We start from the raw sequence: 15,666 nt of genomic DNA, 5'->3' as shown, positions 1-15,666 counted from the left end.
TCAGGCCGAGGCCGACGGCCTGGACGACACCTCGGCTTTCCAGCGCTTCAGGTTGACGAGTTCGTCCGGCACGGCGATGCGGGTCGGACGGAGGAAGTCGATCGCGCACAGGGCGGTGATGTCGGCGATGGTGAAGCGGTCGCCGGCGATATAGGCCCGGTCGGCGAGCTCCCGGTCGAGATAGGCCAGCTCCGCCATGAGGCGCGGCTTGTTCGCCTCGCCCCATGCGGGGCATTGGTCCTCGAGCTTCGCCATCGCCGGGTGGAGATGGCGGAAGACGGCCTGCACGGTCGCGAGCAGCCCCAGCTCCACGCGGCGCTGCCACATCTCGGTGAACGCGCGCTCCCGGGGCGACGCGCCGAACAGGCAGGGCTCGGGATGCAGCTCCTCGATGAAACGGCAGATCGCCACCGACTCGCTGAGGGCCGCGCCGTCGTCCAGCACCAGCACCGGAACCTGCTCGCGCGGGTTGAGGGCCCTGAACTGATCGCCGCGATGCTCCATCCTGCCGAGATCCACGGCCTCGGTCGGGATCGAAAGTCCCTTTTCGGCCAGAAAGATGCGGACCCGGCGCGCATTCGGCGCCGTGGGGCTGTCATAGAGCTTCATCGCGGGCCTCCCGTCAGGACTGGTATCGATCACGAGCGATAGCCGTGGGTCAATGCGCCTGGCCGATGCAGCTTGCGATCAAGGCCTTGGATGCCTCGCCCGCCAGTCGGCCGGGCGCTCGAAGCGGGAGCCCCAGACGCCGCGCCCGGCGCGGTGCGCCTCGGCTTCCTCGGTTTCATAACCGCCATACGACATCGCCTGCCCGGCCAGGACCATCGCCCGGTTGATGTCGACGTCCCCGGCGCGGCACACCGCCAGCTTGCGGCCGTAGCGATCGGAGCCATGGGAGACGCAGACCAGCGCGCCCGCCCCGATGAGCTGAACGAGGGCCGACCTGGCCTGCTTCCCGCAGGGCTCCTCGCGGTCGCCCCTCCAGCAGGTCTGCCGGTATTCGGGCGCGTCGATGCCCTCCAGGCGAATCTCCTGGCCATCCAACCTGAGGCTGTCGCCGTCGATCACGGCCACGCGCCCGGTCAGGGTCTCGGCGCGCCAGGCCCGGACGGCCTCGCGGCCCATGGCGAAAAGCGCGGCCGTGATGGCGAGCGCGAGCAGCCCTGGGAGGCCCCGGCGAAGGCTGCGCGGCCCGGACGCGTAATACGTCATACGGCGAATCTCTCCCTGCGCGTCAGGCGCAAGTTAACTGTTTCCGATCAAGATGCAGCCTTACCTCGCCGCCGAGTCCCGCGTACCTCGTCCATGTCAGAACTGACGCCCGAAATCATCCAGCGAGGCCGTGGCGCGGACCCGATCGAGGTGGCGCGCCGCCGCCGCGCCAACCGGGAGCTCCAGGCGACGCGCGAGAAGCTGACGTCGACCTCCGGGCTGGAGCGCGCGTTCGACTACGAGATCCTCCGGCAATTCGCCGAGACCCGGCGCAACGCCGTGGTGGTGATGTATCTCCTGACCGGGATCATCGGCGCCGCCTCGGCGGTCTGGGTCAGCGCTCCGCTCGTGTTGATGTGGACGGCGCTCATCATGATCGCGATGAGCGTGTCCTTCGTGTTCACCTCGCGCTACCTGAAGCTCGATCCGGCGACGGTCGTGGTCGGCGCGTGGCGCCTGCGCTTCGTCATCGGAGAGTTCGTCCAGGGCGTCGCCTGGGCGGTGCTTCTCGTCGCTCTTTACCAATCGGGGGCGCAGGGCGCGCAGACCTTCCTGCTCTTCCTGGCGCTGCTGATCACGGCCGTGACGGCGATGCTGGCCGCCAACGTGCCGGCGGCGGTCTATTTCGGCGTCGCGCCGCTCTCGGGCGCGATCCTGGCCAGCATCGGGTCGCTGCACAACATCGAGTGGCTGACCATGGCGATGGTGGCCGCGGGCGGACAGCTCTATTTCGCCATCCTGGCGAACCGCCTCTATTCGTCGACGGTGGCGACGCTGGAGTTCCGGGCCGAGAAGGACGCGCTGATCGCCGAGCTCGAGCAGGCCAAGGCCAACTCGGACGAGGCGCGGCGCCGGGCCGAGGAGGCCAACATCGCCAAGTCGCACTTCCTGGCGACCATGAGCCATGAGCTGCGCACGCCGCTGAACGCCATCATGGGCTTCTCGGAGGTGATGAAGGGCGAGCTGTTCGGCAAGCACCACGTGCCGGCCTATCGCGAATACGCCAACGACATCTATTCCAGCGGCAAGCTGCTGCTGGACATCATCAACGAGATCCTCGACCTGTCGCGCATCGAGGCCGGACGTTACGAGCTGAAGGAAGAGGCGGTCAGCCTCGCCCATGTGGTGGAGGACTGCCACCACATGCTGCAGATGCGGGCCAAGAACCGCTCCATCACCATCCGCGAGACGATCGAGCGCAACCTGCCCAAGATCTGGGCCGACGAACGCTCGATCCGGCAGGTGGCCCTCAACCTGCTCTCCAACGCGATCAAGTTCACGCCGACCGGCGGAGAGGTCACCATCAAGGTCGGCTGGACGTCCTCGGGCGGGCAGTATCTCAGCGTCCGCGACACCGGGCCGGGCATTCCCGAGGAGGAGATCCCGGTGGTGCTGCAATCCTTCGGCCGCGGATCGCTGGCGATCAAGACGGCCGAGCAGGGCACCGGGCTGGGGCTGCCGATCGTCAAGGGGCTGATCGACATGCATGGAGGCCAGCTGATCCTGAACTCCAAGCTGCGCGAGGGCACGGAGGTGATCGTCACCCTGCCGCCGTCGCGCGTGATGGACACGCTCGCCCCCATGGACGAGTCCGGCCTGGAGCCCGCTCCGGCGCAGGCCCCGCGCACGGCGCGCCGCGCCGCGGCCTGATCAGCCCGCCTGCCCGTGGTCCGGCCGGTCGTCGACGCCGGCCTGGGCGAAGGTGGCCATGCCGGCGTGGCAGGCGGCGGCCGCCTTGATCACGCCCATCGCCAGCGCGGCGCCGGAGCCTTCCCCGAGGCGCATGCCGAGATCGAGGAGCGGCGGCTTGCCGAGCCGCTCCAGCACCTCGCGGTGCGCACCCTCGGCCGAGACGTGGCCGGCCACGCAATGATCCAGCGCCGAGGGATCGAGCGCGTGCAGGACGGCCGCCGCGGCGGTCACCACATAGCCGTCGAGCACCACCGGAATGCGGTTGAGGCGCGCCGCCAGGATGGCGCCCGCGATGGCGGCGATCTCGCGCCCGCCCAGGCGGCGCAGCAGCTCCAGCGGATCGTCCAGATGCCCCGCATGGACCATGATGGCGCGCTCGACGGCGGCGGTCTTGCGTTTCAGGCCCTCATCGTCGAGGCCCGTGCCGCGGCCGACGAAGCGGGCGGGATCGCCGCCATACAGGGCGGCGTAGATGGCCGCCGCGATCGTGGTGTTGCCGATTCCCATCTCGCCGAGGCCGAGCAGATCGGTCCCGCCGGAAATCGCCTCCATGCCGAAGGCCATGGTGGCGACGCAGCTCTTCTCGTCCAGCGCGGCTTCCACGGTGATGTCGGCGGTCGGGATGTCGAGGGCGAGATCGAAGACCTTGAAGCCGAGATCGTAAGAGGCGCAGATCTGGTTGATGGCCGCTCCGCCCGCCGCGAAGTTCTCCAGCATCTGGCGCGTGACGCTCTGCGGATAGGGCGAGACGCCCTGCGCGACGACGCCATGGTTGCCGGCGAAGACGCAGACGAGGGGGCGGGTGATCTGGGGCGTGGGCTTGCCCTGCCACTCGGCGAGCCAGACGGCGACGTCCTCGAGGCGGCCGAGGCTGCCCGGGGGTTTGGTGAGCATGGCGTCGCGCGCCCGGACCGCGGCGGCGGCGCCCAGGTCGGGGCCCGGCATGACGGCCAGCAGGCTGCGGATGTCGTCGAAGGGAAGGCCGGTGGCGTTCGTCGCCATGTTCGCTCCTGTGGCCTGAGTCCCGTCCGGCGGGATTCGCTGCGCGAGGCCTGCTATAGCGGTTGCGTCACCCTGCGGGAAGCCAGCGGACCACGATGTCGATCGCGCCCACGAATGACCGCCCTCCCCTGCTCTGGCGCGCCCTCGCGCTGGAGACGGCGCAGTGCCTGCGCTTCTACACGCGGCTGCCCACGCCGAGGCTGGCCGGGGAGGCCGAGCCGCACGCCGCGCCGGATTTCACCCGGATCCCGCGAATGCTGCCGGTGGCCGGCGCGATCGTGGGAGGGGTCGGGGCGGCGGCGCTGCTCGCCGCGTCGTGGCTCGGGCTGCCGCCGACGGTCGCCGCCGCCATGACGCTCGCGGCCCTGGCCATCGCGACGGGGGCCCTGCACGAGGACGCGCTCGCCGACATGGCCGACGGGTTCTGGGGCGGCTCCACCGCGGCGCGCCGCCTCGAGATCATGGCGGACAGCCGGATCGGCTCCTACGGGGCGACCGCGCTCGCGATCGTCCTCCTGCTGCGCTTCTCGGCGATCGCGGGCCTCGCCGCGCAGGCGGGCCCCGGCCGGGCCGCGTTGGCGCTCGTGGCGGCGGCGGCGATCGGGCGCGTGGCCGGCCTGTTCCCGCTCTGGGCGCTGCCGCCCGCAAGGCCGGGCGGCAAGTCGGCCGCCGTCGGCCGGCCCACCGACCGCACCATGGCGACCGCCTGCTCGATCACGCTCGCGCTGGCCGTCCTGCTGCTGGCGCCCGGCTTCGGCGTCGTCAAGGCGGCGCTCGCGCTCGCGCTGGGCGGCCTGACGGCCTGGCTGTGCGTCAGGCTCGCGCGCGCCAAGATCGGCGGCCAGACGGGAGACGTCGCCGGAGCCGTCACGCTCATCGCCGAAACGGCGGCGCTGCTGGGCTTGCTGACGAGGATCTGACGCCGAGCCGGGCCGTCAGGCCGCCTCGATGCGCCCCGGCGCGGCGTCCTGGCGCGACACCATCGCGACCGCCGCCCGCAGCACGTCGAGGCCCGCGCCGGGCTTGACGGCCTCCGTGGCCAGATGACGGCGGAAGGCGCGCGCTCCGGGCCGGCCCTGGAATAGTCCGAGCATGTGGCGCGTGATCGAGGACAGCCGCACGCCTTCGGCGAGCCGCATCGCCACATAAGGTTCATAGGCTTCGACGGCCTCGAAGGCGTCCGCGACGGGCGCGGCTTGCCCGAACAGCGCGGGATCCACGTGCAGCAGGATCTCCGGGTCGTGATAGGCGGCGCGGCCCAGCATGACGCCGTCGACATGGGCGAGCTGCTCGCGGCAGTGATCGAGCCCGGTCAGCCCGCCATTGATGGCGATGGGCGTCGACGGCAGCCGCCGCTTGAGGCGATGGACCCGGCCATAGTCCAGCGGCGGCACGTCCCGGTTCTCCTTGGGGGAGAGCCCCTGCAGCCAGGCCTTGCGGGCGTGCACGATGATGGCGTCCGCCCCGCCGGCGAGGACCGCGTCGGCGAGCCGGTCCAGCGCCTCCTCGGGATCCTGATCGTCGACGCCGATGCGGCACTTGACCGTGACCGGCACGGCGACGGCCGCCTTCATGGCGGCCACGGCCTCTCCGACGAGGGCGGGCTCGCGCATCAGGCACGCGCCGAAGCGGCCGTCCTGCACCCGGTCCGACGGGCAGCCGACATTCAGGTTGACCTCCGCGTAGCCCTCGCCCTCCGCGATGCGGGCCGCCTGCGCGAGGTCGGTCGGCTCGGAGCCGCCGAGCTGGACGGCGACGGGATGCTCCGGCGCGGAGAAGCCGAGGATCCGCCGCCGGTCGCCATGGATGACGGCGCCGGTCGTGACCATCTCGGTATAGAGCAGCGCGCGCCGGCTCATGACGCGATGGAGCCGCCGGCAGTGCCGATCAGTCCAATCCATCATGGGCGCGACCGAGAAGCGCCAGGGGCTGGGGGGCGTGAAAGGGTCCGTCATCGCTCTGGGATCGTGGGCAGGCCGATCGCATAGCCGGATTGGGGCGCGGCGCCAACCGTGGGCGGGGCGGCGCGCCTTTCATTCCCGCGCCAGCCTCCCATATCGTGGGCGTCGGGAACGAGACGGAGCGGACGGATGCGGATGGTCACCCTGGTCACCGGCGCGTCCGGCGGCATCGGCCTGGAGCTCGCGCGGGCGTTCGCGGCGGGCGGCGACGACGTGGCCGTCACGGCGCGTTCGCAGGAGGCGCTGTCGCAGCTGGCGAACGAGATCGAGGCTGCGGGCCGGCCCCGTCCCATTGCGATCGCGCTCGACCTCGCCGAGCCGGGCGCTGCGGACCGCCTCCTGGACGCCATCGGCCGCGAGGGCGCGCAGGTGCGCCGGCTCGTCAACAACGCCGGCTTCGGACTGAACGGAGACGCGGCGTCGCTGCCGCGGGCGGAGCAGGTCGCGATGGTCGACCTGAACGTGCGGGCGCTGACCGACCTGACGCTCGCGGCGCTGCCCTCGATCGTGGCCCTCAAGGGCGGGGTGCTCAACGTGGCCTCGACGGCGGCGTTCCAGCCGGGGCCCGGCATGGCCGTCTACTACGCCACCAAGGCCTTCGTGCTCAGCTTCTCGGAAGCGCTCGCCTATGAGCTGGCGCCGGGCGGCGTGACCGTGACGGCGCTGTGCCCGGGGCCGACCTCCACCGGGTTCCAGGAGCGGGCGCGGCTCAATTCGGCCCTGTTCGACGTGATCAAGCCCATGGACGCGGCCGAGGTGGCCCGCTACGGGCGCGAGGCTTTCCTGCGGGGCGACCGCGTCGCGGTGCCGGGCCTGATGAACCGGATCATGGCCGGAACCGCGGGGCTGACCCCCAGGGCGCTGTCGCTGGCGGTCATCTCCCGCCTGCAGTCCAAGCGGCGAAGCGGCTCGGGCGGCTAGCGTCAGATTTCGCCGGTCTCGAAGAAGCGCTCGATCCTGGCCTCCCAGGGCGCCAGCTCGATGCCGCGGGCCGCGAGCCAACCGTCGTTCAGGCATGTGCTGCGGTAGCGCTCGCCGCTGTCGCACAGCAGCGTGACGATGGATCCCGTCTCGCCCCGCGCCTCCATGGCGGCGGCCAGATGGGCCGCAGCCCAGATATTCGTGCCCGTCGAGCCGCCGCAGGAGCGCCCGATCCGGCGCGACAGCACGCGTGCGGCCGCGATGCTCGCCGGATCCGGCACGGCGAAAGCCTTGTCAATCAGGTCCGGCATGAAGGACGGCTCGCAGCGCGGGCGCCCGATTCCCTCGATGCAGGAGGGCGGGCCCGACGCCGTGCAGACGCTGCGGTCGGCGAGGTGGCGATGGAAGACCGACGCCTCGGGATCGGCGAGGCAGAGCCGCGTCGGCAGGCGGCGGTAGCGGATGTACCGCCCCAGCGTCGCGGAGGTGCCGCCGGTGCCCGCGCCCACCACGATCCAGGCCGGGATCGGGTGCTGCTCGCGGCTCATCTGGCCGAAGATGGACTCGGCGATGTTGTTGTTGCCGCGCCAGTCGGTGGCGCGCTCGGCGAAGGTGAACTGGTCCATGTAGTGGCCGCCGAGGTCGGCCGCGAGCCTTGCGCTCGCCTCGTACATCTCGCCGGAGCTGTCGACGAAGTGGCTTTCGCCGCCGTAGAAGGCGATCTGCTCCACCTTCTCGGGCGAGGTCGTGCGCGGCATCACGGCGATGAAGCGCAGCCCCAGCATCCGGGCGAAATAGGCCTCCGACACCGCGGTCGACCCGCTGGAGGCCTCGATGACGGGGGTCTCGGGCCCGATCCAGCCGTTGCACAAGGCGTAGAGGAACAGGGAGCGGGCGAGCCGGTGCTTGAGGCTGCCCGTCGGATGGGTCGACTCGTCCTTCAGGTAGAGCGCCACGCCCGACACGCCCGGCAGCGGCGCCCGCAGGAGGTGGGTGTCGGCCGAGCGGGTGAAATCCGCCTCGATCAGCTCGATGGCGTGCGCCACCCAGGCGCGGCTGGGACTGGTCTGGGGCATGGTCGCGGCTCCTTCGCCTCCGTCCTGATCCCGTTTTCCTCGTCTGTCGAGCCCGGATCGGGCGGCGCCCCGTTGCGCCGTGAGATCGTCACTTCTCCGCCACGAGCGGCGGGCATAGGCTACGCCGATCCTGCCCCAGTCCGAATGCCATCCGGAGCTCATGATGACGTCCTCTTCGACCCCGTCCGCGAACGCTGGACCCTCCGCGGCGCAGGCCGTATCGCGGCGTCAGGTCGTTTTGGGCGCCGGCGCCGTCCTCGCCGCGGGGGCGTTGGCCGCAGGTCCCGCGCAGGCGGGCTCGTCCCGGGTCAGGCTGAGGCTGCTGGGGACCACGGACCTGCACGTCAACGTGCTGCCCTACGACTACTACCGCGACAAGCCGGACGACATGGTGGGCCTCGCCAAGACGGCGACGCTGGTCAAGGCGGCGCGCGCCGAGGCCAAGAACAGCGTCCTGTTCGACAATGGCGACCTGCTGCAGGGCAGCCCCATGGGCGACTACATGGCCTACCGGAAGGGCATGAAGGCCGGCGACGTCCACCCGATGGTGGCGGCCATGAACGGGCTCGACTACGCCTGCGGGACGCTGGGCAACCACGAATTCAATTACGGCCTGAGCTTCCTGGGCTTCTCGCTCGCCGGCGCGGCCTTCCCGGTCGTGTGCGCCAACCTGCACAAGGCCGACGGCGCGCATCTGGTGCGCCCGACGCTGGTCATCGACCGGGACGTGGAGGACGAAGCCGGGGTCCGGCAGCGCCTGCGCATCGGCGTCATCGGCTTCGTGCCGCCGCAGATCATGCAATGGGACGAGGCCAATCTCGCCGGCAAGGTGCAGACCATCGACATCGTCGACGCCGCCCGCAAGCACGTGCCGGAGTTGCGGCGCCAGTGCGACGTGCTGGTCGCGCTGTGCCATTCGGGGATCGAGGGCGGCGAGCGCCGGGGCGGCGAGGAGAACGCCGCGCTGCATCTGTCGGCCGTTCCGGGCATCGACGTGATCTTCACCGGGCATCAGCACAAGGTGTTCCCGGGCGGGAAGGACTTCGGCGGCATCCCCGGCGTCGATGTCGAGCGGGGGACGCTGAACGGAGTTCCGGCCGTCATGGCGGGGTTCTGGGGCAGCCATCTGGGCGTGGTCGACCTCACGCTCGACAAGACCGCCGAGGGCTGGAAGGTCAGGGAGTTCAAGACCGAGGCCCGGCCGATCTACGAGCGCAAGGACCGCCAGATCGTCTCCAGGGCCGAGGCCGACGGCGCCGTCGCGGCGGCCGTCAAGGCGGAGCACGACGCCACCCTGGCCTATGTCCGCCAGCCGGTCGGCGAGTTGAAGAACCCGATCAACTCCTTCTTCGCCCTGGTGGCGGACGACCCCTCCGTGCAGGTCGTCTCGCAGGCGCAGCTCTGGTACGTGACGAAGCTCGCGTCCACCATCCCGTCGCTAAAGAACCTTCCGATCCTGTCGGCGGCGGCGCCGTTCAAATGCGGCGGGCGCGGCGGGCCCGAATATTACACCGACGTGAAGGCCGGCCCGATCGCCATCAAGGACGTCGCCGACATCTACCTCTACCCCAACACCGTCCGTGCCGTGAAAGTGACCGGAGCGCAGGTCCGCGAGTGGCTGGAGCGCTCGGCCGGCATGTTCCGGCGCATCGACCCCGCCGTCACGGACGAGCAGCCGCTGATCGACGACGCCTTTCCGACCTACAATTTCGACGTCATCGACGGCGTGACCTACCAGATCGACGTCACACAGCCGTCGCGCTACGACAACAATGGCAAGGTCGTCGCCCCCGAGGCGCACCGTATCCTCGACCTGCGGTTCAAGGGCGAGCCGATCGACGAGCGGCAGGAATTCATCGTCGCCACCAACAATTACCGGGCGGGCGGCGGCGGCAACTTCCCCGGAGCGGACGGCAAGACGGTGGTGATCGACGCGCCGGACACCAACCGCGACGTCATCGTGCGCTACATCGTGGAGAAGAAGGCGATCGACCCCGTCGCCGACCGGAACTGGCGCTTCGCGCCCATCGCCGCGCCCGTGAACGTGACTTTCGTGACCTCGCCGCGGGCCGCCAGGGAGCTGCCGAAGGACCTTCGGGCCACCGCGGCGGGCGACGCCCCGGACGGCTTCGCCAAGTTCAGGCTCGACCTCGGCGCCTAGCGGGGCCGCGCAGGCCCGGTATCGGAGATTGCAAGCCGGGGCGGCTTCCGCTTCGATGGCGCTTTCCTGGAGCGCCGCCCCGTGACCGACATCGCCGACCTGACCGCCGTCGAACTCCTGCGCCATTACCGCAGGCGCACCTTGTCTCCCGTCGAGGCGGCGCGGGACGCGCTCGCCCGCAAGGCGAAGCACGAGCCCGCCGTCAACGCGTTCTGCGGGGGAGACGAGGACGACGCGCTGGCGATGGCCCGCGCCTCGGAGGCGCGCTGGGCCAAGGGCGAACCCTGCGGGCCGCTCGACGGGGTGCCGACCACCGTCAAGGACAACATCGCCGTGAAGGGCTGGACCTGGTTCAAGGGATCGGCCGTGACGTCCAAGGCGCCGGCCGAGGAGGATGCGCCCGCGGTGGCCCGGCTGCGGGAGGCGGGCGCGGTGTTCCTGGGCAAGACCTGCATGCCGGAATTCGGCTGGAAGGGTCTGGGCGATTCTCCCCTGACCGGGATCACGCGCAATCCCTGGAAGCTCGACCGCACGCCCGGCGGATCGTCCTCCGGCGCGGCGGCCTGCGCGGCGTTGAACATCGGCTGCATCCATATCGGGACGGACGGAGCCGGATCGATCCGCATCCCGGCCGCCTTCACGGGCGTGTTCGGCATCAAGGCGAGCTATGGCCGGGTCCCGGCCCGGCCGATCTCGACGATGGGCTTCCTGGCCCATGTCGGCCCGCTCACCCGCACGGTCGAGGACGCGGCCCTGGCGCTGTCGGTGATCGGGCGGCCCGACAGCCGCGACATGACGGCGATGACCTCTCCGGCGCCCGACTACCGCATCGGGCTGGCCGACGGCGTGCGCGGGCTACGGATCGCCTGGTCGCCGCGGCTCGGCCACGTCAAGACGCTGGACGCGGAGATCGAGCGGCTCTCGGCGGCTGCGGCGCGCCGCTTCGAGGAGCTCGGCGCCGTGGTGGAGGAGGTCGACCCCGGCATCCCGGACCCTCTCGAAACGCTCACCACGTTGTGGACCGCCGGCGCGGCGCTGGCGCTGCAGCCGTTCGGCCCCGAGGAGCGGGCGCGCATGGATCCGGGCCTCGTCGAGGCCGCCCGGCATGGCGAGCGGCTCTCGGCCGCCGCCTATGTGGACGCCTTCCTGAACCAGCGGAACGCCGTTGCGGCGCGCATGGCGGAGTTCCACCAGCGCTACGACCTGCTGCTGACGCCGACGCTGGCCACGGAGGCCTTCGAGGTGGGGCGGCTCACCCCGGCGGACGGCCGCTTCGGCGAGGACTGGACCGCGTGGACGCCCTACACCTATCCGTTCAACATCAGCCAGCAGCCGGCCGCGTCCGTCCCGTGCGGCCTGACCGCCGCGGGCCTTCCGGCCGGGCTGCAGATCGTCGGGCCCTTCGGCTCCGATGCGCTCGTGCTGCGGGCCGCCCGCGCCTATGAGGCCCTGGCCGGGTGGGAGACGCTCAGCTCTCCGAGGGCGTAGGCGCCTCGAGGGCGTCGAGGATCGCCGGCAGCTCTCCCAGATGCGCGATCTCGCGGAACCGCGGATGCGCCACGGGGGCGGCGGCGAGTTCGTAGTCCCATGTCAGGTCGTGCGGCGCATGAACGGCCCATGCGCCGGCCGCCAGCGCGGGGAGGATGTCGGACCGGATCGAGTTGCCCACCATCAGGCTCAGGGCCGGGCCGTCGCCATGGCGGGCGAAGATCCGCTCATAGGTGGCCGCGTTCTTGTCGCTGACGATCTCGACGGCGTCGAAGAGTTCGCCGAGCCCGGACGCGGCGAGCTTGCGCTCCTGGTCGAAGAGGTCGCCCTTCGTGATCATGACCAGCCGGTAGCGCCCGGCGAGCGCCTGCAGCGTCTCGCGCACATGCGGGAGCGTCTCGACCGGATGGGCCAGCATGTCGCGCCCGACGGCCAGGATCTGGCCGATGACGCTGGCCGGAACGCGGCTGTCCGTGATCTCGACGGCGGTCTCGATCATCGACAGCGTGAAGCCCTTGATGCCGAACCCGTAGATCCCGAGATTGCGCTTCTCGGCGTCGAGAAGCCGGCGCGACACGTCGCCCGGATCGGCGTGTTCGGCGAGCAGCGCGGCGAAGCGCTCCTCCGTGAGCCGGTAGAAGCGCTCGTTGTGCCAGAGCGTGTCGTCGGCGTCGAAGCCGATGGTGGTCACCGCACGGGTCATGTCTCGCGTCTCTGGCTGTCATGGGCCCCCGCGCCGCGCCGCGCCATGGCGTCGGCCAGATGGAGCGAGGCGGCCACGAGCTCCCGGGTGTAGGGATGTCGGGGGTCGTCCAGCACCTGCCCGGTGGGGCCCTGCTCGACCACCCTCCCCCGCCACATCACCAGCACACGGTCGGTGATGGCGCGCACGACCGCAAGGTCATGCGAGATGAAAAGGTAGGCCAGCCCCAGCCGCGCCTGCAGGTCGGCGAGAAGGTCGAGGACCTGGGCGCGGATCGTCACGTCCAGCGCCGAGACGGGTTCGTCGAGCACGATCAGGTCGGGGCGCGTGATCAGCGCGCGGGCGATGGCGAGGCGCTGGCGCTGGCCGCCGGAGAATTCATGCGGATATTTGTCCGCGTCGGACGGATCGAGGCCCACCTCGCGCAGGGCCTGGGCGACGCGCCCCGCCCGGTCGCTCACCTCGCCGAGCAGCCGAAGCGGCTCGGCCACGATGCGCCCGGCCTTGTGACGGGGATCGAAGGAACCGTACGGGTCCTGGAAGACCATCTGCACCCGGCGCCGGAAGGCGCGGAGCTCCTCCCCGGAGAGGGCGGCGACGTCCCGGGCGCCGAGCCGGATCGCGCCCCCCTGGGGAGGCTCGAGCGCCAGCGTCGCCCGGGCGACCGTGGACTTGCCGGAGCCCGATTCCCCCACGAGGCCGACGCTTTCCCCGCGGCCGATGGCGAAGCTGACGCCGTCCACCGCCCGCTTGCGGGGGGCCGCGCGGAACGGGTTGGCGCGCGGCGTCACGTAGTCGCGCACGAGCCCCTCGACCTGGAGCAGCGGCTCCGGCGCGGCGGGCGGCGCGGTCCTTCGGGGGACGTGGCGCGAGGCGGCCAGCAACGCCCGGGAATAGGGATGCCGCATCGCGCCGAAAAAACCAGCGGCCGGTCCGGCCTCGACGACCGAGCCGCGCTGCATGACCGCCACCCTGTCCGCCATGGCCCCGATCACCGCCAAGTCGTGCGTGATCAGGAGCAGGCTCGACCGGTTCTCGGCCACGAGCTCGCGCAGCAGGGCCAGGATCTGCGCCTGGGTGGTGACGTCGAGGGCGGTCGTCGGCTCGTCGGCGATCACCAGCCGGGGCGAGAGCGCCACCGCCATGGCGATGACCACGCGCTGGCGCTGCCCGCCCGAGAGCTCGTGCGGATACCGGTCCGGCGGGACCTCCGCGGCCGGCAGCCCGACGCGCTCCAGGATGCGCTCGGCCCTGGCGGCGGCCTCGCGCCGGCCCAGCCCGAGATGCAGCCGGAAGCCTTCGGCGGCCTGCTCGCCGATCGTCTTCAGGGGGTTCAGGGCGGTCATCGGCTCCTGGAACACCATGCCGATCCCGCGGCCGCGCAGGCCGCGCATCTCGCGCTCGCTCCGCGCGAGGATGTCGGCCCCCTCGAACAGGATCGAGCCCGACGCCTTCGCGCCGCGCGGCAGGAGCCGCATGACGCTGAGCGCCGTCAGGCTCTTGCCGGAGCCTGACTCGCCCACGAGCCCGAGCACCTCCCCCTCGCCCACCGCGAGCGAGATCCCCTTCAGGATGGGCGCGCCGTGGATCGACAGGTCCAGCCCCGCGATGTCGAGGACCGCCACTCAGCGCTCCCTGGCGAGGCGGGGGTCCAGCACGTCGCGCAGCCCGTCCCCGAGCAGGTTGAGGCCGAGCACGGTGACGATGATGGCCAGGCCCGGAATGAGCGCGAGGCGCGGCGCCAGGGCCATCAGGGTCTGGGCTTCGTTCAGCATCCGCCCCCAGCTCGGAGCCGGAGGCTGCACGCCGAGCCCCACATAGGACAGCGCCGCTTCGGCCAGCACGCCGAGCGAGAGCTGGATCGTCGCCTGGACGATGATCAGGCTGGCGATGTTGGGCAGCACGTGCTCGGCCGTGATCCTGGCGGCGCCCTTGCCGGCGACGCGCGCCGCCAGGATGAAGTCGCGCGTCCAGATGGGCAGCGCGGCCCCGTAGGCGACGCGGGCGAAGACCGGGATGTTGAAGATCCCGATGGCGACCATGGCGTTGACCGCGCCCGGGCCGAACAGCTCGCGCAGCATGATGGCGATGAGCAGGGCCGGAAAGGCGAAGATGAAGTCGTTGGCCCGCATGATGGCCTGGTCCGCAGCGCCCCTCTGCTGGGCGGCCAGCAGGCCGAGCGGCGTCCCGATCACGGCCCCGATCCCGACCGCCACCACCGAGACCGCCATCGAGGTGACGGCGCCGCGCATGATCATCGACAGGGTGTCGCGGCCGAACTGGTCCGTCCCGAACCAATGCTCGGCGGAGGGAGGCTTGAGCTTGTTGGGGATGTCCAGCGCGGCCGGATCCCACGGCGTCCAGACCAGCGAGACGGCCGCGACGGCCGCGACCGCGCCGGCGATGGCGGCGCCGACCAGGAAGCTGCGGTGCCGGACGGCCCGGCCGGCCCAGCCGGAGGGCGCGCGCTCCAGGGCGGCGCTCACGCGCGCCTCCTCAGCCGGGGATCCACGACCGCATAGGCCATGTCCACGGCGAAGTTCACGACGATCACGCTGGCCACGAGGACCACGACCACGCTCTTCACCACCACGAGATCGCGCTGGTTGATGGCCTGGAACACCAGGCGCCCGAGGCCCGGCAGGTAGAACACGTTCTCGATGATGATCGTCCCGGCCAGCAGGAAGGAGAACTGCAGGCCCATGATGGTGAGGACCGGGATGAGCGCGTTGCGCAGCGCGTGCCGGCGCAGGGCCTGTCCTTCCGACAGCCCTTTGGCCCGGGCGGTGCGGACATAGTCCTCGCCCAGCGTGTCGAGCAGCGACGAGCGCATGACGCGCGCCAGGATGGAGGCCTGCGGCAGCGCCAGCGCGACGGCCGGCAGGATGAGCGCCCTGAAGCCCGCCCACGGCCCCGCGGACCAGCCCGGAAAGCCGCCGGCCGGCAGCCAGCGCAGCGTGATGCTGAAGAGCAGCACCAGCAGCATGGCGAACCAGAAGTTCGGCGTCGCGACGCCGACCTGGGTGGCCGTCATGACCCCGAGATCGGCGGCGCCGTTGCGGTTCGCCGCCGCCCAGGCGCCCAGCGGGATGGCGATCGCGGTCGCGAGGGCGAGAGCCAGGAGCGCGAGCGGCAGGCTCACCAGCAGGCGCTCGCCCAGGAGCTCGGAGACCGGGGTGGAATAGGTGTAGCTGACGCCGAAGTCGCCGCGGAGCAGGCCGGCCACCCACGCCAGGTAGCGTTCCGGCGCCGGATGGTTCAGCCCGAGCTTCTCGCGCAGCGCCGCCAGGGTGTCGGGCCGCGCCTCGGTGCCGAGCATCACCTGGGCGGGATCCCCGGGCAGCACCTCCATGACGGTGAAGACGATCAGCGTCGCCGCCGCAAGCGTCGCGAGAAGGGCGAAAAGCCGGCGCAGCGCAAAGGCCGCCATGGGTCAACGCCCTCCCGCGA

14 protein-coding genes are annotated in these 15,666 nt (G+C 71.4%); 5 read left to right on the top strand and 9 right to left on the bottom strand.

Annotated elements, in window-relative coordinates:
- Complete coding sequence (locus ACYVO7_RS09155) at window positions 1-609, bottom strand: glutathione S-transferase family protein (protein WP_460449510.1); 609 nt, start codon at window positions 607-609, stop codon at window positions 1-3.
- A gap of 78 nt (window positions 610-687) precedes the next feature.
- A complete protein-coding gene (locus tag ACYVO7_RS09150) occupies window positions 688-1,212 on the bottom strand; it encodes a thermonuclease family protein (RefSeq protein ID WP_460449509.1) in 525 nt (174 codons plus the stop codon).
- A gap of 93 nt (window positions 1,213-1,305) precedes the next feature.
- Between ACYVO7_RS09150 and ACYVO7_RS09145 the strand changes: the two genes are divergently transcribed.
- Window positions 1,306-2,862, top strand: coding sequence for a sensor histidine kinase (locus tag ACYVO7_RS09145; RefSeq protein ID WP_460449508.1), 1,557 nt, complete (start codon window positions 1,306-1,308; stop codon window positions 2,860-2,862).
- On the opposite strand, the gene cobT is transcribed toward ACYVO7_RS09145, so the two are convergent.
- Window positions 2,863-3,906: a nicotinate-nucleotide--dimethylbenzimidazole phosphoribosyltransferase gene (gene cobT / locus ACYVO7_RS09140; RefSeq protein WP_460449507.1), complete on the bottom strand. Its 1,044-nt coding sequence runs from the start codon at window positions 3,904-3,906 to the stop codon at window positions 2,863-2,865.
- Window positions 3,907-4,001: 95 nt separating this feature from the next.
- Here cobT and ACYVO7_RS09135 point away from each other — a divergent pair, with 95 nt between their 5' ends.
- Complete coding sequence (locus ACYVO7_RS09135) at window positions 4,002-4,826, top strand: adenosylcobinamide-GDP ribazoletransferase (RefSeq protein WP_460449506.1); 825 nt, start codon at window positions 4,002-4,004, stop codon at window positions 4,824-4,826.
- A gap of 15 nt (window positions 4,827-4,841) precedes the next feature.
- Here ACYVO7_RS09135 and dusA read toward each other — a convergent pair whose 3' ends face one another.
- Window positions 4,842-5,861, bottom strand: coding sequence for a tRNA dihydrouridine(20/20a) synthase DusA (gene dusA / locus ACYVO7_RS09130; protein WP_460449505.1), 1,020 nt, complete (start codon window positions 5,859-5,861; stop codon window positions 4,842-4,844).
- 135 nt (window positions 5,862-5,996) lie between these two features.
- On the opposite strand from dusA, the gene ACYVO7_RS09125 reads away from it, so the two are divergent.
- Entirely contained in the window at window positions 5,997-6,788 is a 792-nt protein-coding gene (locus ACYVO7_RS09125) for an SDR family NAD(P)-dependent oxidoreductase (RefSeq protein ID WP_460449504.1), read from the top strand.
- A gap of 2 nt (window positions 6,789-6,790) precedes the next feature.
- On the opposite strand, the gene ACYVO7_RS09120 is transcribed toward ACYVO7_RS09125, so the two are convergent.
- Window positions 6,791-7,864, bottom strand: a complete 1,074-nt coding sequence (locus tag ACYVO7_RS09120) for a PLP-dependent cysteine synthase family protein (protein WP_460449503.1) — start codon at window positions 7,862-7,864, stop codon at window positions 6,791-6,793.
- A gap of 163 nt (window positions 7,865-8,027) precedes the next feature.
- On the opposite strand from ACYVO7_RS09120, the gene ACYVO7_RS09115 reads away from it, so the two are divergent.
- Window positions 8,028-10,025 carry a bifunctional 2',3'-cyclic-nucleotide 2'-phosphodiesterase/3'-nucleotidase gene (locus tag ACYVO7_RS09115; RefSeq protein ID WP_460449502.1) on the top strand — a complete coding sequence of 666 codons (1,998 nt, stop codon included), beginning with the start codon at window positions 8,028-8,030 and terminating at the stop codon, window positions 10,023-10,025.
- 81 nt (window positions 10,026-10,106) lie between these two features.
- The gene (locus ACYVO7_RS09110) at window positions 10,107-11,513 is read left to right on the top strand and encodes an amidase (protein ID WP_460449501.1); all 1,407 of its coding nucleotides are present in this window, start codon (window positions 10,107-10,109) and stop codon (window positions 11,511-11,513) included.
- On the opposite strand, the gene ACYVO7_RS09105 is transcribed toward ACYVO7_RS09110, so the two are convergent.
- The 4 genes from ACYVO7_RS09105 to ACYVO7_RS09090 are packed head-to-tail and all read right to left on the bottom strand — an operon-like array spanning window position 11,494 to window position 15,646.
- Entirely contained in the window at window positions 11,494-12,216 is a 723-nt protein-coding gene (locus tag ACYVO7_RS09105) for an HAD family hydrolase (RefSeq protein ID WP_460449500.1), read from the bottom strand. The two genes, ACYVO7_RS09110 and ACYVO7_RS09105, sit on opposite strands and share 20 nt — an antisense overlap.
- Window positions 12,213-13,841, bottom strand: a complete 1,629-nt coding sequence (locus ACYVO7_RS09100; protein ID WP_460449499.1) for an ABC transporter ATP-binding protein — start codon at window positions 13,839-13,841, stop codon at window positions 12,213-12,215. The genes ACYVO7_RS09105 and ACYVO7_RS09100 overlap by 4 nt, the downstream gene beginning before the upstream one ends.
- Window positions 13,842-14,702, bottom strand: coding sequence for an ABC transporter permease (locus tag ACYVO7_RS09095; protein ID WP_460449498.1), 861 nt, complete (start codon window positions 14,700-14,702; stop codon window positions 13,842-13,844).
- A complete protein-coding gene (locus tag ACYVO7_RS09090; RefSeq protein WP_460449497.1) occupies window positions 14,699-15,646 on the bottom strand; it encodes an ABC transporter permease in 948 nt (315 codons plus the stop codon). The genes ACYVO7_RS09095 and ACYVO7_RS09090 overlap by 4 nt, the downstream gene beginning before the upstream one ends.
- Window positions 15,647-15,666: the final 20 nt, after the last annotated feature.

Source organism: Alsobacter sp. SYSU BS001988, assembly GCF_054796215.1.
This window is presented reverse-complemented; position numbering and strand designations above follow the sequence as displayed.

Excerpts from the sequence above, each read along its gene's own strand:
- ACYVO7_RS09155 (WP_460449510.1), bottom strand. The coding sequence starts at position 609 with ATGAAGCTCTATGACAGCCCCACGGCGCCGAATGCGCGCCGGGTCCGC.
- ACYVO7_RS09150 (WP_460449509.1), bottom strand. The coding sequence starts at position 1,212 with ATGACGTATTACGCGTCCGGGCCGCGCAGCCTTCGCCGGGGCCTCCCA.
- ACYVO7_RS09145 (WP_460449508.1), top strand. The coding sequence starts at position 1,306 with ATGTCAGAACTGACGCCCGAAATCATCCAGCGAGGCCGTGGCGCGGAC.
- cobT (WP_460449507.1), bottom strand. The coding sequence starts at position 3,906 with ATGGCGACGAACGCCACCGGCCTTCCCTTCGACGACATCCGCAGCCTG.
- ACYVO7_RS09135 (WP_460449506.1), top strand. The coding sequence starts at position 4,002 with ATGTCGATCGCGCCCACGAATGACCGCCCTCCCCTGCTCTGGCGCGCC.
- dusA (WP_460449505.1), bottom strand. The coding sequence starts at position 5,861 with ATGACGGACCCTTTCACGCCCCCCAGCCCCTGGCGCTTCTCGGTCGCG.
- ACYVO7_RS09125 (WP_460449504.1), top strand. The coding sequence starts at position 5,997 with ATGCGGATGGTCACCCTGGTCACCGGCGCGTCCGGCGGCATCGGCCTG.
- ACYVO7_RS09120 (WP_460449503.1), bottom strand. The coding sequence starts at position 7,864 with ATGCCCCAGACCAGTCCCAGCCGCGCCTGGGTGGCGCACGCCATCGAG.
- ACYVO7_RS09115 (WP_460449502.1), top strand. The coding sequence starts at position 8,028 with ATGACGTCCTCTTCGACCCCGTCCGCGAACGCTGGACCCTCCGCGGCG.
- ACYVO7_RS09105 (WP_460449500.1), bottom strand. The coding sequence starts at position 12,216 with ATGACCCGTGCGGTGACCACCATCGGCTTCGACGCCGACGACACGCTC.
- ACYVO7_RS09090 (WP_460449497.1), bottom strand. The coding sequence starts at position 15,646 with ATGGCGGCCTTTGCGCTGCGCCGGCTTTTCGCCCTTCTCGCGACGCTT.